Genomic DNA, 25522 nt, shown 5'->3' on the forward strand with positions numbered 1-25522 from the left:
TTCGGGATGCAGATCCCCCGTGAAATCGCCGCCGCGGTCCGCCCTACCGGCGCCCGGGCCGCCGCCATTTCCCCGCTCGCGACCCGCTTCCGCGGCTACCTGCCGGTCATCGTCGACGTCGAGACCGGTGGTTTCGACTGGAACCGCCATGCACTGCTTGAGATCGCGGTCGCACCCATCGACGTCGACGCCGACGGGCAACTGGTCGTCGGCGAAGTGACCGGCAGCCACGTCGAGCCGGCCGAAGGCACCGAGATCGACCCGAAGTCGCTGGAGGTCACCGGCATCGACATCGGCCACCCGTTCCGCGATGCCCTGCCCGAGCGACCGGCGCTCGAGCGCGTGTTCGCGCCGGTGCGCGCGGCGCTCAAGAAGCACGGCTGCCAGCGCGCGATCCTGGTCGGCCACAACGCCCACTTCGACCTCAACTTCCTCAATGCCGCGGTCGCCCGCTGCGGGCACAAGCGCAATCCCTTCCATCCCTTCAGCGTGTTCGACACGGTGTCGCTGGCGGGCGTGGCCTACGGGCAGACGGTGCTAGCGCGCGCGGTGCAGGCGGCCGGCATGGAATGGAACAGCGACGAGGCGCACTCGGCGGTCTACGACACCGAGCGCACCGGGCAGCTGTTCTGCCGCATCGTCAACGCCTGGCCCCGCGCCGGGGCCTGAGTGGGGTTCGCGGACGCGCTCAGGGCGTCGCCAGTTTCAGGCCCACCAGGCCGGCGACGATCAACAGCAGGCTGATGCCCCGCAGGGCGTTCAGGGGTTCGTTGAACAGGACGATGCCGCAGATGACCGTGCCTACCGCGCCAACGCCGACCCAGATCGCATAGGCGGTGCCGACCGGCAGGGATTTCATCGCCAGGCCCAGCAGACCGATGCTCACGACCATCGCTGCGACAGTGCCCACCGAGGGCCACAGGCGGGTGAAGCCTTCGGTGTACTTCAGGCCAATCGCCCACACGACCTCGAGCAGGCCGGCAAGAACCAGGATGAACCAGGACATGGAACGCGCTCCGTAGGAGGGGCCGTCCCCGGTTGTCGTCGAGAGGCAGGGCCGTCCCCGCTTCGCTCCACCGCCCTCACCGGAGGTGGACGCCACTAGTCTCCCACGCTGGGTGCGTGGCAGGGCGACCCGGAGATGAACGGTGGACCTCAGGTCGCGCGCTGGCGCACCGCTTCGAACAGGCTCACGCCACTGGCTACCGAAACGTTCAGGCTCTCCACGCCCCCCTCGGCATCCGCGCCAGGCATCGGGATGTTGACCAGCTGGTCGCAGTTTTCCCGGGTCAGGCGGCGCAGGCCGTCGCCTTCGCCCCCCAGCACCAGGGCGACGTTGCCGCGCAGGTCCAGGTCGTACAGCGATGCACCGGCCTCCCCGGCGAGCCCGTACAGCCAGACGCCCAGCTTCTGCAGGTCGCGCATGGCGCGCGCGAGGTTGGTCACCGGGACGACGGGCACCCGGTCCGCGGCGCCCGCGGAGGTCTTGCGGACGGTCGCGTTGACCTGCACCGCCTTGTCCTTGGGGATCAGCACCGCGGTGGCGCCGGCGGCAGCGGCACTGCGCAGGCAGGCGCCCAGGTTGTGGGGGTCCTGCACGCCGTCGAGCACGAGCAGCAGCGCGCGCCCTCCGGCGGCTTCCACCAGGCCCTGCAGCTCGTTCTCGTTCCAGGTCTTGGCGGCGGCATAGCGCGCGACGGCGCCCTGGTGGCGCAGGCCACCGGCCACGCCATCGAGCGCCTGCTGGGCCACGCGGCGCACGTCGATGTCGCGGCGCCGCGCCGCGGTTTCGATCTCGGCCAGGCGCGGGTTCTTCGCGCCGGCCTCGATCAGGACCTCGCGGACGTTGTCGGCGTCGTGTTCGATCGCGGCGGCGACGGCATTGATGCCGGCGATCCATTGTTTCTGGCTCATGGGAACGAGGTGTCCGGGGGGCGCCCATTGTAGCGCCGGCGGCCATGGCCGCCGACGCCTGCCGGGCGCGTCAGTACTTCTGCTTGCCGCGCCTGGCCGGCTGTCCCCGTGGGGGCGGCGGGCGCACGCCGCGCTCCTCGACCAGGCGGAAGTCGATCTTGCGGTCCTCGACGCTGGCCTTCATCACCACGATCTCGACCCGGTCGCCAAGCCGGAACTCGCGGCCGGAGCGCTCGCCGGTCAGGGTCTTGCGGATCGGGTCGAAGTGGTAGAAGTCGTTCGGCAACTGGGTCACGTGGACCAGCCCATTGACCTTGGATTCGTCGAGTTCCACGAACAGGCCGAAGCTGGTCACGCCGCTGATGACGCCAGCGAACTCGCCGCCGACGTGTTTTTCCATCCAGGCCGCGCGATAGCGCTCGTCGACCTCGCGCTGGGCCTCGTCGGCGCGGCGCGAACGCTCCGAGCACTGCAGCGACAGCGCCGCCATCTGGCTGGGCGCATAGGTGAACTTCTCGGCCGCGGCGCCGGACAGGGCGTGCTTGATCGCGCGGTGGACCATGAGGTCCGGGTAGCGACGGATCGGCGACGTGAAGTGGGCGTACGCCTCCAGCGCCAGGCCGAAGTGGCCCTGGTTGTCGGGCGAATACACCGCCAGGCTCTGGCTGCGCAGCAGCACCGACTCGAGCAGGGTGGCGTCGGGGCGTTCGCGGATCTTCCTGAGCAGGTGGGTGAAATCGCGCGGCTGCACCTTCGACCATGGCGGCATGCGCAGCTTGAACTCCTTCAGGAACTCCTGCAGGTCGGCGTACTTCTGCTCCGGCGGCCGCTCATGGATGCGGTACGGCGCGGGCACCGCGTGGGACAACAGGAACCGCGCCGCCTCCACGTTGGCCGCGATCATGCATTCCTCGATCAGCTTGTGCGCGTCGTTGCGCTGGAGCATGCCGGCCTGGACGACGTCGCCGGTATTGTCGAGCACGAAGCGCACTTCGCTGCTCTCGAACTCGATCGCGCCGCGGCGCGCGCGCGCCTTGGCGAGGATGGCGTAGAGCTGGTGCAGGCGCTGCACCTGCGGCAACAGCTCGCCCACCGTCGCGAGCGCGGCGGCGTGGTCCTCGTCGGGGATGCCCTCGCCCACCGCGTTCCAGACCTGGGTGTAGGTGAGGCGGGCATGCGAATGCATCACCGCTTCGTAGAAGCGCGAACCGGTGACCTCGCCGTCGCGGTCCACCTGCATGTCGCAGACGAAGCACAGGCGGTCGACCTTGGGCTTCAGCGAGCAGATCCCGTTCGACAGGGTCTCCGGCAGCATCGGCACGACGAAGCCCGGGAAATAGACCGAGGTGGCGCGCAGCTGCGCCTCCTCGTCGAGGGGACTGCCCGGCCTGACGTAGTGCGAGACGTCGGCGATCGCCACCACCAGGCGGAAGCCGTCGCGGTTGGGTTCGCACCAGACCGCGTCGTCGAAGTCCTTGGCGTCCTCGCCGTCGATGGTCACCAGCGGCAGCGCGCGGATGTCGACCCGCGCCGCGGCCGTCGCGGCGTCGACCTCGAGCGGCACCGCGGCGGCCTGGTCGAGGACTTCCTGCGGGAACTCGTGCGGGATGTCGTGCGCATGCAGCGCGGCCTGCACCGCCAGCGAGGCGGTCAGGCGCTCGCCGAGCACGGTGAGGATGCGCCCGATCGGCGGGCGCCGGGCGTCCGCCGGCTGGGTGATCTCGGCCACCACCAGTTGCCCGGCGCGGGCCTCGCCGCGGGCTTCCGCGGGGATCATGACGTTGCGCTGGATGCGCGGGTCGTCCGGGACCACGTAACTGATGCCCGCCTCTTCGGTGAAGCGACCGATCAGGCGATTGAGGCGGCGCTCGAGCACCTCGACGATCGCCCCCTCGCGACGCCCGCGGCGGTCCATGCCGGTGACGCTGGCCAGGACGCGGTCGCCATGCATCGCCTTGCGCATCTCGTAAGGCGGCAGGAACAGGTCGTCGCCGCCGGCGTCCGGGCGCAGGAAGCCGAAGCCGTCGGGATTGGCGATCACCACGCCCGGCACCAGGTCCATCTGTTCGGCGGGTGCGTAGTCGCCCTTGCGGTTCTGCAGCACCTGGCCGTCGCGCACCATCGCCCGCAGGCGGGCATTGAGGGCGTCGAGCCGGTCGCCTTCCTCGAGCGAGAGGCGCGCGGCGAGCGCCTCGCCCGACATCGGGCCGTCGGCGGCGACCAGCAGGCCCAGGATCATTTCCCGGCTGGCGATCGGATTGTCGTAGCGGGCGGCCTCGCGCGCGGCGTGCGGGTCATGCCCGCCCGTGGCCTCGACCGGCTTGAGGACACCGCCGGCCGGCCTGGACGCGACGCGCGGCTTGAATCCCTTGGGCGGTGGCTCGGGCATCCACCCGGGTCGCTTGGATTTCGGGGACTTGCCGGCCTTCTGGCCGCTGGGGGCGCCACGCTTGGCGCCGGGTTTGCCGGCCTTCGAGCCGGCCTTGGATTTACCGCGCGATGTCGGTTTCTTGGTCATATGGGCAATAGTCGCACACCGGCCTGAAGCCGGCGTCAGCAGGAGGAGTGGGCCACGTCGGCCTGGATGGCGCGTGGCAAGAGCGGCCCGGACGCGGAAGCGGGCCTTGGTTCGTCGCGCGCAGGCGCGTGCGGCGCACGGCATGGCGACGTGGCGGCAACCGACGGGCGCGCCGTCAGGCGCCCGGAGTCGCGTCGGCGCGGTCGAGCGTCAGGGATCGTGGACCGCCGTGGATCGGGCGCGTGCGCCCGGCCGGTGGAGGCACTGTGGACCCGGCCACATGGACCGGAGGTGAAGCCGGCGGTCCGGCGCGCTGGCCGGCCCGGGGCCGGGATGCAAAAAACCCCGCGCGGGGCGGGGTTTCCCGTCGCCTGGCTGGTAGTGCCAGTGCGAAATGTATGGTGCCCAGGAGAGGACTCGAACCTCCACGGAGTTGCCCCCGCTAGCACCTGAAGCTAGTGCGTCTACCAATTCCGCCACCTGGGCAAATCGCGCTGCAGCAGCAGTGCGAGCCGCGTATGTTGCGTTGGGTCGGCCGGCTTGTCAATGCCCCTAGATGAATTTTTTTCGTCGAGGCGAATGCGCCCGCATGGCCGCCACGCGGGGCGCGTCGCGGCCGGGAACCGCCTGTCCACGCACCTCGCCACGCGCTTGCCGGACGCGTGGGCCGGGGCTATGGTCGGGGCTCATCGACCTTCCACGGGCGGCGCCTGGCATGGCGCCGCCCGTCCTGCATTGGAGCCCCGCATGACCCGCCCCATCCCCCCGCCCCTGGTCCTCTCCCGCCTGGACGTGCAGCGCATCGAAGCCTTGCTCGAGACGCCGCCGGCTGGCGTCGATACATCGGCCCTCGAAGCCGAACTCGCGCGTGCCGAGGTCGTCGAACCCGCCGCGATGCCGGCGGACGTGATCAGCATGAATTCGACCGCGCGCTTCCGCGACGAAGAGAGCGGCGCGGAACACGAACTGACCCTCGTCTATCCCCGCGACGCCGACGGCAGCACGGACCGGGTCTCGATCCTCGCGCCGATCGGCAGCGCCCTGCTGGGGATGCGCGTGGGCGAATCGATCGACTGGCCGCTGCCCGGTGGACGCCACGCCCGGCTGGCCGTGCTGTCCATCCGCTACCAGCCCGAGGCCGCCGGCGACCTGCACCGCTGAGTCCCGCCCGTCGCGACCCCGCCCCCGCCGGCTCCACCGGTGGCGGCGGCCCGATAGAATGTCCCCCTGCCTCACAGACCGTCCCGCACATGACCGAAACCGTACGTCCGGCATTCCATGGCTTCGAACAGATTCCGCTGAAGGAATACGCCGAGCGCGCCTACCTCGACTACTCGATGTACGTGGTGCTCGACCGCGCCCTGCCCTTCCTGGGCGACGGCCTCAAGCCGGTGCAGCGCCGGATCATCTACTCGATGAGCGAGCTGGGCCTCAACGCCGGCGCCAAGCCCAAGAAGTCCGCGCGCACCGTCGGCGACGTCATCGGCAAGTACCACCCGCATGGCGACAGCGCCTGCTACGAGGCCATGGTGCTGATGGCCCAGCCCTTCTCCTACCGCTACCCGCTGGTCGAGGGCCAGGGCAATTTCGGCTCCAGCGACGATCCCAAGTCGTTCGCCGCGATGCGCTACACCGAGTCCAAGCTGACGCCGATCGCCGAGGTCCTGCTGGGCGAGCTCGGCCAGGGCACGGTGGACTGGACGCCCAACTTCGACGGTACCCTGGAAGAGCCCACCTGGATGCCGGCGCGCCTGCCGCACCTGATGCTCAACGGCACCACCGGCATCGCCGTGGGCATGGCCACCGACGTGCCGCCGCACAACCTCAACGAGGTCGTCAGCGCCACGGTGCGCCTGCTCGACGACCCCGACGCCAGCACCCGCGACCTGTGCGAGCACGTGCTGGGGCCGGACTACCCGACCGAAGCGGAGATCATCACCCCGCGCGCCGACCTGGTCGCCATGTACGAGACCGGCCTGGGCAGCGTGCGCGCACGCGCCGTCTACGAGAAGGAAGGCGGCAACATCGTCGTCACCGCGCTGCCCTACCAGGCCTCGCCCGGCAAGGTGATCGAACAGATCGCCACGCAGATGCGCGCCAAGAAGCTGCCGTGGCTCGAGGACCTGCGCGACGAATCCGACCACGCCACGCCGACGCGCATCGTGCTGGTGCCGCGCAGCAACCGCGTGGACGTCGAGCAGCTGATGGGCCATTTGTTCGCCACCACCGACCTGGAGAAGAGCTACCGGGTCAATTTCAACGTCATCGGGCTCGACGGCCGTCCGCAGGTCAAGGGCCTCAAGGCCTTCCTGTCGGAGTGGCTGGTCTTCCGCACCGACACCGTGACCCGGCGGCTCAAGCACCGCCTCGACAAGGTCGAGCGTCGCCTGCACCTGCTCGAAGGCCTGCTGGTGGCCTTCCTCAACCTCGACGAGGTGATCCGGATCATCCGCAGCGAGGACGAACCGCGGCCGGTGCTGATCGCGCGCTTCAAGCTCAGCGAGGAACAGGCCGACTACATCCTCGAGACCCGCCTGCGCCAGTTGGCGAGGCTGGAGGAGATGAAGATCCGCGGCGAGGAGGCCGAGCTCGACGCCGAGCGCGACAAACTCATCGCGACCCTGGGCAGCAAGGCCAGGCTGAAGAAGCTCGTCAAGGACGAACTGCTGGCCGACGCGAAGAAGTTCGGCGACGCACGTCGCTCGCCGCTGGTGGCGCGCGGCGCCGCCCAGGCCATGTCCGAGTCCGACCTGGTCCCCAGCGAACCGATGACCGTCGTGGTCAGCGAGAAGGGCTGGGTACGCGCGGCCAAGGGCCACGACATCGACGCGGCCGCGTTGAGCTACCGCGAGGGCGACACCCTGCTGGGCGCCGCGCGCAGCCGCAGCACGCAGCAAGTGGCGTTCCTCGACTCGACCGGGCGCGCCTACTCGACCATCGTGCATTCGCTGCCCTCGGCGCGCGGCAACGGCGAGCCGCTGACCGGGCGCTTCTCGCCGGCGGCCGGTGCCTCGTTCCAGGCCGTGGCCAGCGGCGAGAACGACACGCGGTTCGTGCTGGCGTCCAGCCATGGCTATGGCTTCGTGACCCGGTTCGAGAACCTCACCAGCCGCAACAAGGCCGGCAAGGCCATGCTCTCGCTCACGCCGGGCGCACGCGTCGTGCAACCGGCGGCGGTCGGCGACGTCGCGCAGGACCGGGTCGTCGTGGCGACCACCGCCGGCCACCTGCTCGCCTTCCCGGTCGCGGAGCTGCCCGAGCTGGACAAGGGCAAGGGCAACAAGTTGATCGACATCCCCAAGGCCAAGCTCGGGACCGAGCGGGTGGTCGCCGTCGCCGTGGTCGCGCCCGGCGCGACGCTGAGCGTGAAGTCCGGCGCGCGCACCATGAGCCTGTCGTGGAAGGACCTCGACGCCTACGTCGGCAGCCGCGCCACCCGCGGCGGCCTGCTGCCGCGCGGCTGGCAGAAGGTCGAAGACCTGTCGGTCGAATAGTCGCGCGGTCGCCGGGAACGTCCATGCACGCCGATTTCTGGCACCAGCGCTGGCAGGAGGGCCGCATCGGCTTCCACCAGGACGTGCCGACGCCGCTGCTGGTCGAGCACTGGCCCGCGCTGGCACTGCCGGCGGGGAGCCGGGTCTTCGTGCCCCTGGCCGGCAAGTCGCTGGACATGGCATGGCTGGCCGCGCGCGGCCATCGCGTGCTCGGCGTGGAGTTGTCGCGGCTTGCCGTGGAACAGTTCTTCCAGGCCCAGGGACTGGAACCGGCGATCGAGACCGTCGGCGCCGCCCGCCATTACCGGGCCGGCGGCATCGAGCTGGTCTGCGGCGACGTGTTCGAGCTCGATCCCGCCCTGCTCGCCGACTGCGACGCGGTGTTCGACCGCGCGGCCCTGATCGCCCTGCCCGCGGCACTGCGCCTTCGCTATGCCCGTGAGGTCTACGGCCGGCTGCCCCGCGGTTGCCGCGGCCTGCTGGTCAGCCTGGAGTATCCCCCGCACGAAAAGGAAGGGCCGCCCTTCCCGGTCGAGCCGGCGGAGGTCGAGGCCCTGTTCGCGCCCGACTGGTCGGTCGAGTCGCTGCAGCGCCAGGACATCCTCGCCGAACAACCGCGCTTCATCGACGAGGGCGTCACCCGCTTGTGGACCGCCGCCTACCGGCTGCAGCGCGACTGAGGCAGGCCGCCGCGCCATGGCGGCGGCCCGGCCGCGATCCGGTTCAGGTCGCGAACGCGGATGCGTGCACGCCCGCGACCGCACGCCCGGAAGGGTCCGCGGCGTCGGCGAACGCGGCGTCCCAGGCGATCGCCGCAGGCGAGGAACAGGCGATCGACTTGCCGCCGGGCACCGTCGCCGCGCAGGCGGGACCGGGGAAGTACTGCTCGAAGATGTGGCGGTAGAGGTAGGCCTCCTTCGTCTGCGGCGGATTGACCGGAAAGCGGCTGGCGGCCGCCGCGAATACCCGGTCGCTGACCTGCGCGGCGGCATGGTCGCGCAGCCCGTCGATCCAGCCGTATCCCACGCCGTCGCTGAACTGCTCCTTCTGCCGCCAGAGGATCGAGTCGGGCAGGTAGCCCTCGAAGGCCTCGCGCAGGATCGCCTTTTCCATCCGCCTGCGGCCGTCCCGGCCGGTGCCGGCCATCTTGTGCCGGGCATCCATCGACATCGCCACGTCCAGGAAGTCGACGTCGAGGAAGGGCACGCGGCCCTCCACGCCCCAGGCCATCATCGACTTGTTCGCGCGCAGGCAGTCGTAGTTGTGCAGGGCGTCCAGCTTGCGGATCGTCTCGTCGTGGAACTCGCGCGCGTCCGGGGCCTTGTGGAAATACAGGTAGCCCCCGAACACCTCGTCGCTGCCCTCGCCCGACAGCACCATCTTCACGCCCATCGCCTTGATCCGCCGGGCGAGCAGGAACATCGGCGTGGACGCACGGATGGTGGTGACGTCGTAGGTCTCGATATGGCGAATCACCTCCGGCAGCGCGTCCAGCCCTTCCTCGAAGGTGTAGGTGAAGCCATGGTGGACGGTCCCCAGCGCCGCCGCGGCCACTTCGGCCGCGGCCAGGTCGGGCGAGCCCTCCAGGCCGATCGCGAAGGAATGCAGGCGCGGCCACCAGGCCTCCGAGGCGTCGTCCTCCTCGACCCGCCGACGTGCGAAGCGGGCGGCGACGGCCGCGACCAGCGAGGAGTCCAGCCCACCGGAGAGCAGGACGCCGTAGGGCACGTCGCACATCAGCTGGCGGTGCACGGCCTGCTCGAAGGCCTCGCGAAGGGCCTGGCGGGAGACGTCGACGCCGCGGGTGGCGTCATGGTCGCGCCACGGCCGGTGGTAGTAGCGCACCAGCTCGCCGCTGGCGCTGTCGTAGTAGTGCCCGGGCGGGAACTGCGCGACATCGGCGCAGGTGCTGGCCAGGGCCTTCATTTCCGATGCCACGCACATGCGACCGGTGGCGTCGTGGCCCCAGTACAGCGGGCACACGCCGATCGGGTCGCGGGCGACCAGGTAACGCTTGCGCTCGCTGTCCCAGAGCGCGAAGGCGAAGATGCCGTTGAGGCGATCCAGCCAGGTGGCGATGTCGCCGCCGGTGGCCACCGCCTCGCGGTACAGGGCATTGATCACCTCGCAGTCCGACCCGCTCTGGAAGGCATACGGCGTGGCCAACGCCTGCTCGAGCTCACGGTGGTTGTAGATCTCGCCATTGACGGCCAGCACCAGGCGACCGTCCTGGGAGCGCAGCGGCTGGGCGCCGCCGGCGGGGTCGACGATGGCCAGGCGCTCATGCACCAGTATCGCGCCCTCGTCCATGTAGACACCGCTCCAGTCGGGGCCGCGATGACGCTGGCATTGCGATTGCTCCAGCGCCTGGCGACGCAGGGCCGGGATGTCGTCGCCGGCCTGGAGGCCGAAGATTCCGAGGATCGAGCACATGCGGGTGGAGCTCCTTGTAGGTCGGGGCGGGCACCTTTCCCGGGTGCCGGCGTCCATTGCGGGGGTGGGATGGATGGAGGGCGCGGGGTTCGACAGGCAATAAAAAAGCCCACACTTCTCAGTGCGGGCCGGGGAGAGCGACGTCTTTTCTTTCGACTACGCGCTAATCACCGGCCCCATGGAGGCTGGTGTTGGTATTCGCATTGCGGATGCACGCCACGACGCAAGCCGCGGCCCTGGGGCGGCGGCAGGTCGGATCGGGCTTGGCGTGGCGCGGATGCATGGGCCGATCCTGCCCCAGCTTCCCGGGCGACGCAAGCGACGCTTGCAGATGAAACCGCTTCCGGCCCGGAGGGCGACGCCGCGCCTTTGGGCTAAGCTGGCCCGAAAAAGGGGACGGATGGTGAAACGATCGAGGCGCATCCTGGCGTGGGGCGCGGGCACGCTCGCGATACTGCTGGCGCTGTCAGGGCTGGCCGCCTGCCTGGCGCTGCGCGGCAGCCTCCCTTCGCTGGAGGGCGAGCGCTCGCTGCCCGGCCTCGCGGCGCCGGTAAGGATCGAGCGCGACGCCATCGGCACGGTCACCATCGATGCGTCCAGCCAGATCGATGCGGTACGCGCGCTGGGCTACGTGCACGGCCAGGAGCGCTTCTTCGAGATGGACCTGATGCGGCGTACCGCGGCCGGCGAGCTGGCGGCGCTGTTCGGCCCGGCGGCGGTCGAGACGGACAAGCGGCGACGCGTGCATCGCATGCGCCAGCGCGTGCGCACGCACCTGGCGTCGTTCACCCAGGGCCAGCGCGAGGCCGTCGAGGCCTACGTGGCCGGCGTCAACAGTGGCCTGGCCGCGCTCGACGCACGCCCATGGCCCTACCTGCTGGTGCGCAGGACGCCCGAGCCGTGGACGGTCGAGGACGTCGCCCTGACCGGCTTCGCGATGTACTTCGACCTGCAGGACGCCGGCAATGCCAACGAACTCGCGCTGTGGCAGGCGCGGCCTTACCTGCCGGTACCGCTGTGGAACCTGATCGTCCATGACGGTAGCCAGTGGGATGCCCCCATCATGGGCGGCCCGCGCGGCGACGCCGTCCTGCCCGGGCCCGACGACCTGGACCTGCGGACGCTGGCGCACCCGGCCACGTCGCTCGCTGCGGCGGGCATTGGCGACCGGCCCGCGCTGGGCAGCAACAACTTCGCCGTGTCCGGGGCGATGAGCGCCACCGGCAGCGCGATCGTGGCCGACGACATGCACCTGGGCCTGCGCGTGCCGAACATCTGGTTCCGCGCGCGGCTTCGATATCCGGACACCGAGGCCCCCAACGGACGGGTGGACGCGACCGGATTCACCCTGCCCGGCCTGCCCGCCATCGTGGTGGGCAGCAACGGACACGTCGCCTGGGCCTTCACCAACAGCTACGGCGACTGGCTGGACTGGCAGGAACTGCCCGCCTGCCCGACCGACCCGCAAGCACCCGCCGACGACGCGGCCTGCCCCGCCGTGCAGCGCGTACGCGAACGCATCGACGTTGCCGGCGCCGACCCGGTCGAGCTCGAGATCGAGGAAACCGACTGGGGCCCGATCCTCCACCGCAGCGCCGACGGCCGGCGGCTGGCGCTGCGCTGGGTCGCCCATCGCCCGGGCGCCCTGACGGTCGGCCTGATGGACGTCCTGCGCGCCGGCTCGGTGGCGTCGGCCCTGGAGATCGCCGACCGCTCGGCGATCCCGGCGCAGAACCTGCTCGTCGGCGATCGCGACGGGACGATCGCCTGGCGACTGCTGGGCGTGCTGCCGCAGCGCGCGGACGGCTGCCGGGCGACGCCCTTGCATGCCGCACCCGGTGCCCCGCTCGATCCGCCCGGCCGCTGCCCGCCCTGGGGCCTGGGCACGTCCGCCGGCGTCGCGCTGGTGGCACCCGACGACGGCCGCCTGTGGACGGCCAACAACCGTGTCGCCGACGGCGAAGCGCTGGCGCGGATCGGCGACGGCGGCTACGTGCTGGGTGCGCGCGCGAAGCAGATCCGCGACGGCCTGCGCGCAAGCGAACGCTTCGACGAGCGCGGCCTGCTCGACATCCAGCTCGACGACCGCAGCGTGTTCCTGGAACGCTGGTGGCGGCTGCTGCAGGCCGAGGCCACGCGCGACGGCACCCCGGCCCTGCGCGAGGTCGCCGCGGCCGCGAGCGACTGGTCGGGCCACGCGGACGTCGACTCGGTCAGCTACCGCCTGGTCCGCGGCTGGCGCCAACATGTCCACGAGCGCATCGCCGACGGCCTCACGGGCCCGGCCCGGGCCGCACTGGGCGATGACTTCCTGATGCCCAACCTCTCGCAGCTCGAGGGCGTGGCCTGGCCCATGGTGAGCCAGCAGCCCGCGCACCTGCTGCCGCCCCGGTTCGGGACCTGGCAGGCGCTGTTCGAGGACGCGGCCTTGCAGTTGCGCAACGAGCTGCAGGCGCAGGGGCCGCTGGCCGAACGCACGTGGGGCGAGCGCAACACCGCGCGGATCTGCCACCCGCTGCAACGCGCCCTGCCCGCGCTCGCCCGCCACTGGCTGTGCATGCCGGCCGACCCACTGCCGGGCGACAGCCACATGCCGCGCGTGCAGGCGCCGGACATGGGCGCATCCGAACGGATGGTGGTTTCGCCGGGTTACGAGGAAAACGGCATCGCGCACATGCCGGGCGGCCAGAGCGGCCACCTGCTGTCGCCGTTCTGGGGCGCGGGCCACGAGGACTGGGTCCGGGGCAGTCCGACGCCCTTCCTGCCCGGACCGGCGCGCTACACCCTGACCCTGTCCCCTGCCCGCTGAGGGCGGGGCCGGCGTTTCAGGCGAGCAGGCGCTCCAGCAGCGCGCCGTACAGGTCCGGCAACGCCTCCAGGTCGGCCACCGCCACGTGCTCGTCGACCTGGTGGATGCTGGCGTTGACCGGGCCGACTTCGATGCACTGGGCGCCGAGGGGGGCGATGAAGCGTGCATCGGAGGTGCCGCCGCCGGTGCTCTCCTCCGGGTCGGCGCCCGCGAACGCCGCCAGCACCTCGCGCGCCGCAAGCCGCAAGGGGCCTTCGGGCGTGAAGAAGGGTTCGCCGCTGCGGTGCCAGCGGATGTCGAACGACAGGCCGTGGGCATTTAACATGCCCTCGCACTCGGCGACGAGGCGATCGGCGTTCCAGTGCGGGTTGTAGCGCAGGTTGAACAGCACTTCCAGCTCGCCCGGGATCACGTTGTTCGCGCCGGTGCCGGCGTGGATGTTGCTGATCTGCAGACTGGTCGGCGGGAAGCCCTCGTAGCCCTCGTCCCAGCGCCGCGACGCCAGTGCGTCCAACGCCGCCAGCGCGAGGTGGATCGGATTGCGGGCCTTGTCCGGATAGGCCACGTGGCCCTGGACGCCATGGACGTCCAGGCGCGCGGACAGGCTGCCGCGCCGGCCCACGCGCAGCAGGTCGCCCAGCCGCGCCTTCGAGGACGGCTCGCCGGTGATGCACCAGTCGATGCGCTCGCCGCGCTCGCGGAAGATGTCGGCGACACGGCGGACGCCGTCGATCGCGTCGCCCTCCTCGTCCGAGGTCAGCAGCACCGCGAGCCGGCCGCGATGCTGCGGATGCTCGGCGACGAAGCGCTCGGCCGCGACGATGAATGCCGCGACGCTGCCCTTCATGTCGGCCGCGCCGCGGCCGTACAGCAGGCCGTCGCGCAGCGTCGGCTCGAACGGATCGCTGTGCCAGGCCTCGCGCGGCCCCGGCGGCACCACGTCGGTGTGGCCCAACAGCACCAGGGTCGGCCCGTCGCACGTGCCATGCGTCGCCCAGAGGTTGTCGACCTCGCCCAGGCGCAGGTGCTCGCAGGCGAAGCCGGCGGCCTGCAATCGCGCGGCGAGCAGGGCCTGGCAACCGGCATCGTCGGGCGTCACCGACGGTCGCGAGATCAGCGCGCGGGTCAGTTCGAGAACGTCGCTCATGGGCGCCTCCATGCCGCTCAGGCGCCGAAGCGCTTCTTGAAGCCGTTGTCGCTGAAGCCCTGGCTGATCGCGCCGTCGCCGGTCACCACGACCGGCCGCCGCACCAGCTGCGGATGCTCGCGCAGCAGCAGCTTCCACTCGGCGTCGGAGCCGGGCGACTTGCGCGCTTCCGGCAACTGGCGCCAGGTGGTCGAGGACTTGTTGACCATCGCATCCCAGCCGCCGAGCGCATCCTTCCACCCGACCAGGGTCTCGGGGCTGCGCGGCGCGTCGCGGTAGTCGACGAACTCGTGTTCGACGCCGAAGCGGTCGAGCCACTTGCGCGCCTTGCGGCAGGTATCGCAGTTCTTCAGTCCGTACAGCGTGACCATGTTCAATCCGCCAGCCCGCGCAGGAGGTCGTTGATGCTGGTCTTGGAGCGCGTCTTCGCGTCCACCTGCTTGACGATGACCGCACAGTAGAGCGAGTGGCTGCCGTCGGCGGCGGGCAGCTGGCCGGAAACCACCACGCTGTAAGGCGGCACCGAGCCATAGCTGACCTCGCCGGTGGCGCGGTTGTACACCCGGGTGCTCTGGCCGAGGAACACGCCCATGCCGATGACGCTGTGGTGGCCGACGACGAAGCCTTCGACGACCTCCGAGCGCGCGCCGATGAAGCAGTGGTCCTCGATGATGGTCGGCGTCGCCTGCAGCGGCTCGAGCACGCCGCCGATGCCGGCGCCGCCGGACAGGTGGCAGTGCGCGCCGACCTGCGCACAGGAGCCGACGGTGGCCCAGGTGTCGACCATGGTCCCTTCGCCGACATGGGCGCCGATGTTGACGAAGCTCGGCATCAGCACCACGTCCTTGCCGATGTGCGCGCCGCGACGGGCGATCGCGCCGGGCACGACGCGCGCGCCGAGCTGGCGGAACGCGGCCTCGTCGTAGCCCTCGAAGCGCGCCGGGATCTTGTCCCAGAACGGCGCGGGGTCGGCATCGACGACCTCCATCTCCTGGGTGCGGAAGTACAGCAGCACCGCCTTCTTCAACCACTCGTTGACCTTCCAGCCGCCGGCGCCGTCGGGCTCGGCGACGCGGAACTCGCCGCTCTCCAGGCCGTCCATCACGCGCTCGACCGCCGGTCGCGTGGAGCCGTCGATCTCGTCGCCGGTCAGCGCGGCGCGGCGCTCGAAGGCGCTCTCGATCACGAACCTGAGTTCATCCGCACCGTCCAGGCGGGCGGTTCCGGGGGCGTCCTTGAGGGACTTGGGACTCATCGGGCATCTCCTTCCAGGCAGGCGAGCAGCGCATCCCTCAGGGCCTGCCGCCGGGTTTCGTCAAGGGGTTGGTCGTTGCCGTCCGCATCGACGGCGGTGACCTGGAACAGGTCCTCGGCGCGCGCGCCGAAGGTCGCGATCCGGGCATCGTGCACGCGCAGCGACTGGGTGCGCAGCGTGCGGGTGACGTCGGCCAGCAGTCCCGGCCGGTCGGTGCAGACCAGGCTGAGCTGGGTGCGGCCACCGCGGGTGTCGTCGAAGCCGACCTGCGGGGCGATGCGGAAATGGCGCAGGTGGCGCGGCTGCGTGCGCCGCGGCGGCCTGACGTCCTCCAACGTGCCCGACAGGGTGGATTCGAGCTTCTGCTCGACGTCCGGGCCGGCGGGGATGTGGCGGCTGTCGGCCGGGATCACTTCGAAGCTGTCGAAGATCGTGCCGTCCGGGCCGTCGTGGACGCGCGCCTGCTGGATCGCCAGGCCGAGGCGGTCGAGGGTGGCGACGATGGCGTCGAACAGGCCGTCGCGGTCGGGCGAATGCACGAACACTTCCATCGCGCTCGCATGGGCGGCCACCGGCCGCACGCGGACCCGCACGTCGCCGGGCCGGACGCCGCGCAGCGACACCGCCTGCCAGGCCAGGTGGTCCGGACGCCCGCGCTGGAAGCCGATATCCGGCATCCGCGCGAACAGCGCCTCGATCTCCTCGTCCTCGGTGCCGAAAGCGGCGAGCATCGCGCGCGCCGCCTCGCGGTTCTCCGCCGCGCGCTCGGTCGCCGCAAGCGGGTGCTCGAGGCCACGGCGCAATGCCAGCCGGGTGGCGGTGTAGAGATCCGCCATCAGCCGGTCCTTCCACGCATTCCACAGCTTGGGCGAGGTGCCCGCGATATCGGCGCAGGTCAGCAGGTAGAGATGATCCAGGCGGTCGCGGTCGGCGACCTGGGTGGCGAAGCGGTGGATCACCTCCGGGTCGGTGATGTCCTGCTTCTGCGCGGTGGTCGACATCAGCAGGTGCTTGCGCACCAGCCATTCGACCAGCGAGGCCTCGGTGGGGTTGAGGCCGATGGTGTCGCAGAACAGGCGGGCGTCGTCGCCGCCGAGTTCGGAGTGGTCGCCGCCCCGCCCCTTGCCGATGTCGTGGAACAGGCCCGCCAGCAGCAGCAGTTCCGGCTTGCGCAGCCGCGGCCAGACCTCGTGCGCCAGGGTGAAGCGCTCATCGTGCTCCTCGGACGCGAACGAGGCCAGGTTCTTGAGCACCGCCAGCGTGTGCTGGTCGACGGTGTACACGTGGAACAGGTCGAACTGCATCCGGCCCGACACCCGCGCGAAGGCCGGGATCCAGCGGCCGAGCACGCCCAGCCGCGCCATCCGCGTCAGCGTGGCGACCGGCCGCGGGCCGCGCAGCAGCTGCATGAAGCGCGCATGCAGTTCGGACGGCGCCGAGGCGTAGTCGGGGAAGGCCGACAGCGCCTCGGCCAGGGCACGGGCGGTCTGCGAATGCAGGCCGCGGACGTCGTCCCGGGACGCCCAGGTGGCGAACAGCGCCAGCACGTCGCCAGGGGTCGCGGGCCACTGCTCGTCGCGGGCGGCGAGATAGCCGCGGCGAAGCTCGAAATCGGCATCGATCGGCTCGGCGACCGGCTCGCCCTCGATCTGTTCTTCGAAGCGCTGCAACAGCCGTTCGCCGATGCGCTGCACCAGCGAGGCGCTGCGATAGAAGCCCTGCATCATCTTCTCGACCGCGAGCACGCCGTCGCTGTCGGTATAGCCCAGGCGCTCGGCGAGGATCTTCTGGTAGTCGAAGCGCAGGCGCTCCTCGTGCTTGCGCGCCAGCAGGTGGAGGCCGAAGCGCAGCCGCGACAGGAAGCGGCGCTCGCGCTCGAGCGAGGCCACTTCGTCCGCGCCGAGCTGGCCGACCGCGATCAGCGATTCCAGGTCCGAGGTCCCGATGATGCGCAGGGCCATCCAGTGCAGGGTCTGCACGTCGCGCAGGCCGCCGGGACCGTCCTTGAGGTTGGGCTCGAGGTTGTCGGAGGTGTCGCCGTGGCGGGCGTGTCGCTCGCGCAGCTCCTGCCGCTTGGCCTGGAAGAACGCCCGGGCCGGCCACACCAGGGATGGCGCGATCGCCGCCTCGAGCGCCTGCCGCACCGGCAACGGCGCGGCCAGCGGGCGCGACTCGAGGATGGCCGTCATCACGGTGATGTCGGCCTCGGCCACCTCGGTGCACTGGCTGGCCGAACGCACTGCGTGGCCGAGCGGCAGGCCGGCGTCCCACAACAGACTGAAGAAGCGCGCCAGGGCGTCCTCGTGCTGCCGCTGCGCCGTGGGCTCGGCGAGCACCAGGAGGTCGATGTCGGAGTGGGGAAACAGTTCCCCGCGGCCGTATCCGCCGACCGCGAACAGGGCCAGGGCGCCGTCGTCGCCGATGCAGCGCTGCCATGCCCCGGTCACGTGGCGATCGACGACCCTGGCGCGCTCGGCGACCAGGCGATCGACGTCGACCGCCGCGTCGAAGCGCTCTGCCAGGGCCTCGGCATGCCGGCCGAGGGCGTCGCGCGCGGCGGCGGCCCACTCCGCGTCGGAGCCGGCCGAGGGCGCCTCGCCGGCATGCGGCCGGCTCATAGGTCGTTGTCGTCGCCCGGCAGGCGGGTCAGGATCTCCACGCCGTCGTCGGTCACCGCGACCGTGTGTTCCCACTGCGCCGACAGCTTGCGGTCCTTGGTCACCACGGTCCAGCCGTCGGGCAGCAGGCGCGTATGCCGGCCGCCCTCGTTGATCATCGGCTCGATGGTGAAGGTCATGCCCGGCTTGAGTACCACCCCCGTGCCCGGGCGGCCGTAGTGCAGGACCTGGGGCTCGTCGTGGTAGACCTTGCCGATGCCGTGGCCGCAGTACTCGCGCACCACCGAGAAGCGCTCGGACTCGGCGTACGCCTGGATCGCGTGCCCGATGTCGCCCAGGGTCGCCCCGGGCCTGACCGCACGGATGCCGCGGAACATGGCCTCGCGGGTGACGTCCACCAGGCGCTGGGCCATCACCGACGGCTTGCCGGCGATGTACATGCGGCTGGTGTCGCCATGCCAGCCGTCCTTGATGACGGTGACGTCGATGTTGACGATGTCGCCTTCCTTCAGGACCTTGGCTTCGCTGGGTATCCCGTGGCAGATCACGTTGTTCACCGAGGTGCACACGGTCTTGGGGAAGCCCTTGTAGCCGACGTTGGCCGGGATCGCCTTCTGCACGTTGACGATGTGGTCGTGGCAGATGCGGTCCAGCTCCTCGGTGCTGACGCCCGGCTTCACGTGCGGGGCGACGACCTGGAGCACCTCGGCGGCCAGGCGGCCGGCGACGCGCATCTTCTCGATGTCTTCTGGGGTCTTGAGGGTGATGGCCATGGCCCATTATTGCGCATTCGGGGCCCGGGGCGGCGGGAACTTGTCCACAGGCCGGCCGGCGGCTATACTCCGTCGGCTGTCCCGGGACCCTTTCCCGGCACAGGCGCCCACGCCGGGCGGCAAGCACGGGGCCCCAGGCCCGGTAGCAGGCGAATACACACCCGCTGCCACGCACCGTGCCGGGGTGCCCCGATCGCCGCCTGGAGCCTCGCGCCCCGGTCCGGCAAGCGGGGTTCGGACACGGAAGCAGCGGGGAGGCCCAACCCCGGAACCCATGCCCCGCCGACCGGCGCGGCAGCCGCCCCAACCTTTCCGGCGGCCGGGTTCCACTGCCTTGGAGTTACCTGCAATGCCCCAGATCACCATGCGCCAGATGCTGGAAGCCGGCGTCCACTTCGGCCACCAGACCCGCTACTGGAACCCCAAGATGGGCCCGTACATCTTCGGCGCCCGCGGCAAGATCCACATCATCAACCTCGAGAAGACCGTTCCGCTGTTCAACGACGCGATGAACTTCATCTCGGGCATCGCCCAGAAGCGCGGCATGATCCTGTTCCTCGGCACCAAGCGCTCCGCGCGCGAGTCGATCAAGGAAGAGGCCGAGCGTTGCGGCATGCCGTACATGACCCAGCGCTGGCTGGGCGGCACGCTGACCAACTTCCGCACCGTCAAGCAGTCCGTCGCCCGCCTGAAGGAGCTCGAGTCCGCCGAGACCGACGGCACCTTCGAGAAGCTGGTCAAGCACGAAGTGCTCGGCCTGCGCCGCGAGCGCGACAAGCTCGAGGCCTCGCTGGGCGGCATCAAGGACATGAACCGCCTGCCCGACGCCATCTTCGTGATCGACATCGGCCACGAGGACATCGCGATCAAGGAAGCCAAGAAGCTCGGCATCCCGGTGATCGCGGTGGTCGACACCAACTACAACCCGGAGCTGGTCGACTACGCCATCCCGGGCAACGACGACGCCATCCGCGCCGTGCAGCTGTACGCCCGTGCCGCCGCCGACGCGGTGCTGGAAGGCAAGGCCGCCGCGCCGACCCCGGCTTCGGTCCGCGAGGAAGACTTCGCCGCCGAAGGCGACGGCGAGGCCAAGAAGCCGGCCCGCAAGGCCCCGGCCAAGAAGGCCGCCGCCAAGGCCGAGGACGCCTCCGAGGCGCCGGCCGCCGAGTAAGGCAGCCGTCATGCAGCCACGCGATACTGCGTGGCTGCGTTCTCCCGCCGCGACCGGCGGGATGGATACACCGCGCATGCCCGCGCCTGAACGGCCGGGCATCGCCCGCAAGTCGCACCGCGACCCAACCCCATTTTTGAGGTACCCCCATGGCTGAAATCACCGCATCCCTCGTCAAGGAACTGCGCGAGCGCACCGGCGCCGGCATGATGGAGTGCAAGAAGGCGCTGACCGAGACCAACGGCGACATCGATGCCGCCGCCGAGCACCTGCGCAAGTCGGGCCTGGCCAAGGCCGACAAGAAGGCCGGCCGCGTCGCCGCCGAAGGCCGCGTCGCGATGGCCCAGGCCGACGGCAAGGCCGTGCTGGTCGAAGTCAACTCCGAGACCGACTTCGTCGCCAAGGACGAGAACTTCGTCGCCTTCACCGACATGGTCGCCAACGCCGCCCTCGGCGCCAGCGACATCGAGGCGCTCAAGGGCACCAGCGTCGACGGCAAGACCGTCGAGGAAATCCGCGCCGCCCTGATCGCCAAGGTCGGCGAGAACGTGCAGCTTCGCCGCATGGTCCGCATCGACACCGACAACACCGTCGCCGCCTACGTGCACGGCGGCCGCATCGGCGTGCTGGTCGAGCTGCAGGGCGGCGACACCGACCTGGCGCGCGGCCTGGCGATGCACATCGCCGCGATGAACCCGCCGCACGTCAAGGCGTCCGACGTGCCGGCCGACTTCATCGAGAAGGAAAAGGAAATCGAACTGGCCAAGATGTCCGAGAAGGACAAGTCCAAGCCGGCCGACATCCTGGAGAAGATCATCGGCGGCAAGATCGCCAAGATCGTCAACGAAGTCACCCTGTACGGCCAGCCCTACGTGCTGGACACCAACCAGAACGTCGAGGCCGTGCTGAAGGCCGCCGGCGCCGAGGTGGTGAAGTTCGAGCGCCTGGCCGTCGGCGAAGGCATCGAGAAGGTGGTCGAGGACTACGCCGCCGAAGTGATGAAGCAGGCCGGCCTCGCCTGACCCTGCCCGTCCCTCGCCGGACATGGAAAAGCCGCGGAGCGATCCGCGGCTTTTTCTTGGGTTCTTCTCCCGGCCGAAGGGAGAATGATGGCGCGCGGCTGGCCCCGGCGCCCGTGGATGCCCAGGGCGACACGCTGGGGTCGACCAGGTGTGCAGCGGGCAGGAGCCGTGGAGCGATGCGCCTCGTTCATCGCCATTTGTCCGTCCGTTTCCCCGCGCCGACATCCCAGCGCAAGCCGTGATCCAGCTTCTGCGTCCAACGCTCGCCGCGCGGCGTTTGGCGAGATCCGCAGGGTGCAATAAGCCGAGCGCATTGCACCACGCAAGGTCGCGCTTCGAGCAAGGCTTATTTCACCCGCCGGTGATGACAGTCAATCGACGCGATCGCTTCGAGCCGTCCCCTCATGCCGGGCCCCGGGTGCGCTGCGCTGACCCGGGCCACGCGCTGCTCGAAGCAAAACCGATCGTGCGCCGCGGCCGGAAGCGATGGTGGGTATCGCCTTCGGCTCTACCCACCCTACGAGGCGGGAGGGGAGGCAGAACCGTAGGATGGGTAGCGCGAAGCAAAACCCATCGTGCATCTTGCGTGAAATACCGTGACGGTGGGTTTCGCCTTTGGCTCTACCCACCCTACGAGGCGGGAGGGGCGACGGAACCGTAGGATGGGTAGCGCGAAGCAAAACCCATCGTGCGTCTTGCGTGAAATACCGTGACGGTGGGTTTCGCCTTTGGCTCTACCCACCCTACGAGGCGGGAGGGGAGGCAGAACCGTAGGATGGGTAGCGCGAAGCAAAACCCATCGTGCATCTTGCGTGAAATACCGTGACGGTGGGTTTCGCCTTTGGCTCTACCCACCCTACGAGGCGGGAGGGGCGACAGAACCGTAGGATGGGTAGCGCGAAGCAAAACCCATCATTCATCGTGCATGCGAGCACGCGTCAGTGGGTATCGCCTTCGGCTCGCAGCCGCGACAAAGGATGAACGGCCGCCCGTGTGCAGGAAGACGCCGGGCACGGGCATGTGCCCGGCGTCTGTCGGCTTCGACGGTCAGAACTGCAACGAGTAGCGCGCGTTCAGCCCGTGGGCATCGGCGTCGTCGCCAAACTGGCCGCTGTAGCCGAACTCCAGCAGGCTGTTCTCGCCCAGGCGGGCGGCCAGGCCCAGCTCGGCGACGGTCGCGTCGTCGGCCAGCGGCGCGCCGGCCACCACGAAGGCATCGCTACCGTCCCAGGCCACGCGGGTGGTCGGCAACAGGTCGCCGCTGGCATCGCGATAGCCGATGCCACCGCGCAGGCTCAGCCAGCTCTCGGCCTGGTGCGGGGCCTTGAGGTTGACGTTGAAGCGCAGGCCGGCGGTCGCGAGATCGACGTCGCCATCGGCAGCATCGCCATGCAGCGCGGCGATCCCGCCGGCTTCATTGAAGCCGTCGGTGTCGACGCTGACGTGGGCGTACTGCAGGTAGGGCTCGATCTCCCAGGCGCCGCGCCCGAAGCGGTAGCCCGCTTCGACGAAGGCCTGGGTGCTGGTCGCGTCGTACTCCGCCCAGGTGGCGTCGGTGAGACCCGGGAAAGCGATGTTGCGGCGCACGTCGACTTCGCTGCTGTCGTGGGTGACGCCGCCGCGGACGCCGAAGCCGCCCCAGGCCTTGCCCGCGTAGACACCCACGCGATAGCCGGTCAGGTCGCCCTTGCTGGCGCGATCGCGGGCGTTGAGGTCGCTGCGGCCGGTGCCGCCCATCACGCCCAGGCGCAGGCCGTTGTCGAACCGGTAGTCGTAGCCCACCAGCGTGGTATTGCCGTTGTACTCGACGCGGGCCGCGTTGCCGTCGCCCTGGAGCGTGCCGCCGTCGCGGGAGGCCTGGACCCAGGCCGAGGACCCGGCCTCGTCCTGGCGAGCGAAACCGCCCTGCCCCGCGGCCGCGCGCGCGAGCGCACTGTCGCGAAGCTGGCGCTGGCCCTCGACCATCACCGAACGCGCGCTGGCGTGCAGCTCGCCGCTCAACTGGTCCAGCGCATCCATCGCCTGCGCCGGGAACAGCTGGGTCAGCCGTTGCGCGAGCGCCTGGTCGAAGGCCAGGCCATCGACGGCCGCGCCCACGGCCCGCTGGTTGCGGGTGCCGGCGGCATCGGCGAGCAACTGCCCGCGCAGGACGTCGAGCGCGACGCGGTCGTCCAGGTAGGAGAACGAGAACGAGAGGAACGGCGAGATCGCGCTGGCGTCCAGGCCGTCGAAGGCACCGGTGACGCCGCCGCTGGCGCTGAGGATGTTGTACTGGCGACCGAGCAGGTAGGCGTCGGCGCCGCGAAGCAGCTTGACCGTGCCGCCCTGCAGGTCGGCGCTGCCGCTGACGTCGATCAGGTCGACCGCGCCGGGCGCCTCGAACTCCACCTCGAACACAGAGCCGGCCAGTTGGGTGTAGTCGCCAGCCACGCGCAGCGTGCCGACCGAGTTGCCCGGGGCGATCGTGCCCGCCACGCGGGTGTCGCCGAGCACGCCGGTACCATGCAGGCGTCCGCCGACGCCAACGGTGGTCAGGCCGCCAGTGACCGTGCCCTGGATGCTGGCCAGGCCATCGTTGACCGTCAGGTCGGTGTCGCGCAGGGTGCCGTTGAGGACGAAGAAGCCGCCATTGACCTCGGCCGCGCCGGTCAGCGCATTGTCGCCGTCGAGCTCGAGCACGCCGTCCTCGACGCTCAGGCCGGCGAACGTGTTGTCGCCGCTCAGGCGCAACCAGCCGATGCCGGACTTGGTCAGGCGACCGGGACCGCCGATGTCGTTGCGCCAGTCGTCCCAGGCCGGGCCGTCCCAGACCTTCTGCCCGCCGGCGAACACGTTCATCTCGACGTTGGTGTCGACGCGCAGCATGCCGGGGCCGTCGATCGCCTTCTTGAGGTCGATCAGGCCCCAGCCGTAGATCTCGTCGACGCCCTTCGCGCCCAGGTCCGTCGCGGTGGTCAGCAGGACGTCGCGGACCTGCGGATTGTCCAGGTAGGGGAAGCGCTCCATCAGCAGCGCCAGGGCGCCAGTGACGTGCGGAGTCGCCATCGAGGTGCCGGTCAGGTCGCCGTAGCCGAAGAGCGGGTTCTCCTCGGTGGGCTGGAAGCCGATCACGTTGCCGTCGGCGTCGTAGACCAGCTCGATCTCGGTGTCGCCGCCGATGACCGTCGAGGTGATGTCGGTGCCCGGCGCGGCCACGCACCAGTCCATCGTCTGGCCGCAGATGCTGGAACTGCCGTCGATGCCGCCGCCCTGGTTGATGTTGACCACGCTCAGCCAGTACTTCTCGGCCTCGGGGACCCAGCGCGGCAGGCTGGCATAAAGCCCGGCGATGTCGCCCGAACCGTTGCCCGCCGCCCAGACCTGCAGCATGCCGTCGCGCAGCGAGGCATTGGTGTAGGTGGACAGGTACTCGGCAGCGCCCTCGGAGCCGTAGAGCGCATCCATGTCCTCGACCGTGGTCGGCTCTGTGGCCAGGCCCCAGCTGTGGTTGATCGCGCGCACGCCCTGCGCGGCCATCTGCTCGTACATCGAGTTGACCGCCTCGCCGCCCGGGCCGATACCCAGGCGGGTGCCGCCGAAATCGACGCCGAAGATGTCCGACAGCAGCGAGGTCACGTCCTGGTAGCTGTTGCCGAACAGGCGGGCGGTGGTCAGGTCCGAGCCGAAGGCCACGCCATGGGTGCCGCTGCCGTCGCGGTTGGCCAGCATGGTGCCGGCGACGTGGGTGCCGTGGGTGTTGTAGGACACGCCGGCCAGGCCCTCGAGGATCTCGTTCGCATCCGGCACCAGCCAGCCGAACTGGATCAGCAGGTCGACCAGCTCGCGGTCGGCCTCGGTGTACAGCAGCACTTCGATCTGTGCGCGGTCGCCATCGCTGCTGAAGCAGGCGTCCGGACCGGCGAGCACCGCCTCGGTGGTGCAGTCGGGGTCGGCCATGTGGATCGAGCGATGGTCCTTGCCGGCGAAGTCGCCATGGCGCTGGTCCGCGCCGCTGTCGAACACGCCCAGGCGAATGCCACGGCCGGTGAGGCCGCGCGCGTAGGCGTGGTCGGCGCCGATCGCCGCCAGGCCCCAGTCGGCCTTGAACTCGTCGCTGTGCCAGCTGTCGGCATCGCCGGCGCGGCCTTCTTCCTGGTAGTCGGCGGCGTCCTGCGCGAGCGCGTTGCCCGCACTGCCGAGCAGCAACGCGACGACGATCGCCGACGAAAGCACCGAACGCACCTGGCCGCGCCCCGCGGTCGAAAAATCCCTGCTGTACTGCTTCAAACCCGTACTCCCCTTCAGATGGAAAGACAGGTCGCCGTGGCTGCGCGTGCACTTGCGCCGCCGACATGGACCTGCGCCGGCCCGGCATGGGCGGCAGGAATG

General features: G+C 70.4%; 17 protein-coding genes and 1 tRNA gene. 7 read left to right on the forward strand and 11 right to left on the reverse strand.

What is annotated here, in order from left to right:
* The first annotated feature begins 6 nt into the window (after positions 1 to 6).
* Complete coding sequence (rnt, locus tag H4F98_RS10145; RefSeq protein WP_182687340.1) at positions 7 to 669, forward strand: ribonuclease T; 663 nt, start codon at positions 7 to 9, stop codon at positions 667 to 669.
* 19 nt (positions 670 to 688) lie between these two features.
* On the opposite strand, the gene sugE is transcribed toward rnt, so the two are convergent.
* The 4 genes from sugE to H4F98_RS10165 all read right to left on the reverse strand — a co-directional run bounded on the left by sugE (position 689) and on the right by H4F98_RS10165 (position 4918).
* Positions 689 to 1006, reverse strand: a complete 318-nt coding sequence (gene sugE, locus H4F98_RS10150) for a quaternary ammonium compound efflux SMR transporter SugE (protein ID WP_182687341.1) — start codon at positions 1004 to 1006, stop codon at positions 689 to 691.
* Positions 1007 to 1155: 149 nt separating this feature from the next.
* Positions 1156 to 1914 carry a 23S rRNA (guanosine(2251)-2'-O)-methyltransferase RlmB gene (gene rlmB / locus H4F98_RS10155; protein WP_182687342.1) on the reverse strand — a complete coding sequence of 253 codons (759 nt, stop codon included), beginning with the start codon at positions 1912 to 1914 and terminating at the stop codon, positions 1156 to 1158.
* Positions 1915 to 1984: 70 nt separating this feature from the next.
* Positions 1985 to 4432 (reverse strand): ribonuclease R, encoded by a 2448-nt coding sequence (rnr, locus tag H4F98_RS10160; protein ID WP_182687343.1) that lies wholly within the window; start codon positions 4430 to 4432, stop codon positions 1985 to 1987.
* 399 nt (positions 4433 to 4831) lie between these two features.
* A tRNA-Leu gene (locus H4F98_RS10165) sits at positions 4832 to 4918 on the reverse strand.
* Between the two features lie 261 nt (positions 4919 to 5179).
* Here H4F98_RS10165 and rnk point away from each other — a divergent pair.
* The 3 genes from rnk (at position 5180) to H4F98_RS10180 (ending at position 8606) form a co-directional block, all read left to right on the forward strand.
* Entirely contained in the window at positions 5180 to 5593 is a 414-nt protein-coding gene (gene rnk / locus H4F98_RS10170) for a nucleoside diphosphate kinase regulator (RefSeq protein WP_182687344.1), read from the forward strand.
* An 89-nt stretch (positions 5594 to 5682) separates the two neighbouring features.
* The gene (gene parC / locus H4F98_RS10175) at positions 5683 to 7926 is read left to right on the forward strand and encodes a DNA topoisomerase IV subunit A (RefSeq protein WP_182687345.1); all 2244 of its coding nucleotides are present in this window, start codon (positions 5683 to 5685) and stop codon (positions 7924 to 7926) included.
* A 23-nt stretch (positions 7927 to 7949) separates the two neighbouring features.
* Complete coding sequence (locus H4F98_RS10180; protein WP_182687346.1) at positions 7950 to 8606, forward strand: thiopurine S-methyltransferase; 657 nt, start codon at positions 7950 to 7952, stop codon at positions 8604 to 8606.
* Between the two features lie 43 nt (positions 8607 to 8649).
* On the opposite strand, the gene asnB is transcribed toward H4F98_RS10180, so the two are convergent.
* Positions 8650 to 10359 carry an asparagine synthase B gene (asnB, locus tag H4F98_RS10185; protein WP_182687347.1) on the reverse strand — a complete coding sequence of 570 codons (1710 nt, stop codon included), beginning with the start codon at positions 10357 to 10359 and terminating at the stop codon, positions 8650 to 8652.
* 400 nt (positions 10360 to 10759) lie between these two features.
* Between asnB and H4F98_RS10190 the strand changes: the two genes are divergently transcribed.
* Positions 10760 to 13168 carry a penicillin acylase family protein gene (locus H4F98_RS10190; RefSeq protein ID WP_182687349.1) on the forward strand — a complete coding sequence of 803 codons (2409 nt, stop codon included), beginning with the start codon at positions 10760 to 10762 and terminating at the stop codon, positions 13166 to 13168.
* Positions 13169 to 13184: 16 nt separating this feature from the next.
* Here the strand turns inward: H4F98_RS10190 and dapE are convergent, their stop codons facing one another.
* The 5 genes from dapE to map are packed head-to-tail and all read right to left on the reverse strand — an operon-like array spanning position 13185 to position 18961.
* Complete coding sequence (dapE, locus tag H4F98_RS10195) at positions 13185 to 14315, reverse strand: succinyl-diaminopimelate desuccinylase (protein ID WP_182687351.1); 1131 nt, start codon at positions 14313 to 14315, stop codon at positions 13185 to 13187.
* 17 nt (positions 14316 to 14332) lie between these two features.
* Positions 14333 to 14686, reverse strand: a complete 354-nt coding sequence (locus tag H4F98_RS10200) for an arsenate reductase (protein ID WP_182687353.1) — start codon at positions 14684 to 14686, stop codon at positions 14333 to 14335.
* Between the two features lie 2 nt (positions 14687 to 14688).
* Positions 14689 to 15570, reverse strand: coding sequence for a 2,3,4,5-tetrahydropyridine-2,6-dicarboxylate N-succinyltransferase (gene dapD, locus H4F98_RS10205; protein WP_182687354.1), 882 nt, complete (start codon positions 15568 to 15570; stop codon positions 14689 to 14691).
* The gene (gene glnD, locus H4F98_RS10210) at positions 15567 to 18188 is read right to left on the reverse strand and encodes a [protein-PII] uridylyltransferase (protein ID WP_182687356.1); all 2622 of its coding nucleotides are present in this window, start codon (positions 18186 to 18188) and stop codon (positions 15567 to 15569) included. The genes dapD and glnD overlap by 4 nt, the downstream gene beginning before the upstream one ends.
* Positions 18185 to 18961, reverse strand: a complete 777-nt coding sequence (gene map, locus H4F98_RS10215) for a type I methionyl aminopeptidase (protein ID WP_182687358.1) — start codon at positions 18959 to 18961, stop codon at positions 18185 to 18187. Before map ends, glnD begins: the two co-directional genes overlap by 4 nt.
* 349 nt (positions 18962 to 19310) lie before the next feature.
* Here map and rpsB point away from each other — a divergent pair, with 349 nt between their 5' ends.
* A complete protein-coding gene (rpsB, locus tag H4F98_RS10220; RefSeq protein WP_182687361.1) occupies positions 19311 to 20132 on the forward strand; it encodes a 30S ribosomal protein S2 in 822 nt (273 codons plus the stop codon).
* 149 nt (positions 20133 to 20281) lie between these two features.
* Positions 20282 to 21154: a translation elongation factor Ts gene (gene tsf, locus H4F98_RS10225; RefSeq protein WP_182687362.1), complete on the forward strand. Its 873-nt coding sequence runs from the start codon at positions 20282 to 20284 to the stop codon at positions 21152 to 21154.
* Between the two features lie 1047 nt (positions 21155 to 22201).
* On the opposite strand, the gene H4F98_RS10230 is transcribed toward tsf, so the two are convergent.
* Complete coding sequence (locus H4F98_RS10230) at positions 22202 to 25420, reverse strand: autotransporter domain-containing protein (RefSeq protein WP_182687364.1); 3219 nt, start codon at positions 25418 to 25420, stop codon at positions 22202 to 22204.
* Positions 25421 to 25522: the final 102 nt, after the last annotated feature.

Origin of the sequence: Marilutibacter spongiae (genome assembly GCF_014145325.1) — a bacterium.
GTDB lineage: Bacteria > Pseudomonadota > Gammaproteobacteria > Xanthomonadales > Xanthomonadaceae > Marilutibacter > Marilutibacter spongiae.

Coding starts and splice junctions, on each gene's coding strand:
- rpsB (WP_182687361.1), top strand. CDS start 19,311: ATGCCCCAGATCACCATGCGCCAGATGCTGGAAGCCGGCGTCCACTTC.
- dapE (WP_182687351.1), bottom strand. CDS start 14,315: ATGAGCGACGTTCTCGAACTGACCCGCGCGCTGATCTCGCGACCGTCG.
- asnB (WP_182687347.1), bottom strand. CDS start 10,359: ATGTGCTCGATCCTCGGAATCTTCGGCCTCCAGGCCGGCGACGACATC.
- rnt (WP_182687340.1), top strand. CDS start 7: ATGCAGATCCCCCGTGAAATCGCCGCCGCGGTCCGCCCTACCGGCGCC.
- H4F98_RS10180 (WP_182687346.1), top strand. CDS start 7,950: ATGCACGCCGATTTCTGGCACCAGCGCTGGCAGGAGGGCCGCATCGGC.
- H4F98_RS10200 (WP_182687353.1), bottom strand. CDS start 14,686: ATGGTCACGCTGTACGGACTGAAGAACTGCGATACCTGCCGCAAGGCG.
- map (WP_182687358.1), bottom strand. CDS start 18,961: ATGGCCATCACCCTCAAGACCCCAGAAGACATCGAGAAGATGCGCGTC.
- glnD (WP_182687356.1), bottom strand. CDS start 18,188: ATGAGCCGGCCGCATGCCGGCGAGGCGCCCTCGGCCGGCTCCGACGCG.
- dapD (WP_182687354.1), bottom strand. CDS start 15,570: ATGAGTCCCAAGTCCCTCAAGGACGCCCCCGGAACCGCCCGCCTGGAC.
- tsf (WP_182687362.1), top strand. CDS start 20,282: ATGGCTGAAATCACCGCATCCCTCGTCAAGGAACTGCGCGAGCGCACC.
- rnk (WP_182687344.1), top strand. CDS start 5,180: ATGACCCGCCCCATCCCCCCGCCCCTGGTCCTCTCCCGCCTGGACGTG.
- sugE (WP_182687341.1), bottom strand. CDS start 1,006: ATGTCCTGGTTCATCCTGGTTCTTGCCGGCCTGCTCGAGGTCGTGTGG.
- rlmB (WP_182687342.1), bottom strand. CDS start 1,914: ATGAGCCAGAAACAATGGATCGCCGGCATCAATGCCGTCGCCGCCGCG.
- rnr (WP_182687343.1), bottom strand. CDS start 4,432: ATGACCAAGAAACCGACATCGCGCGGTAAATCCAAGGCCGGCTCGAAG.
- H4F98_RS10190 (WP_182687349.1), top strand. CDS start 10,760: ATGGTGAAACGATCGAGGCGCATCCTGGCGTGGGGCGCGGGCACGCTC.
- parC (WP_182687345.1), top strand. CDS start 5,683: ATGACCGAAACCGTACGTCCGGCATTCCATGGCTTCGAACAGATTCCG.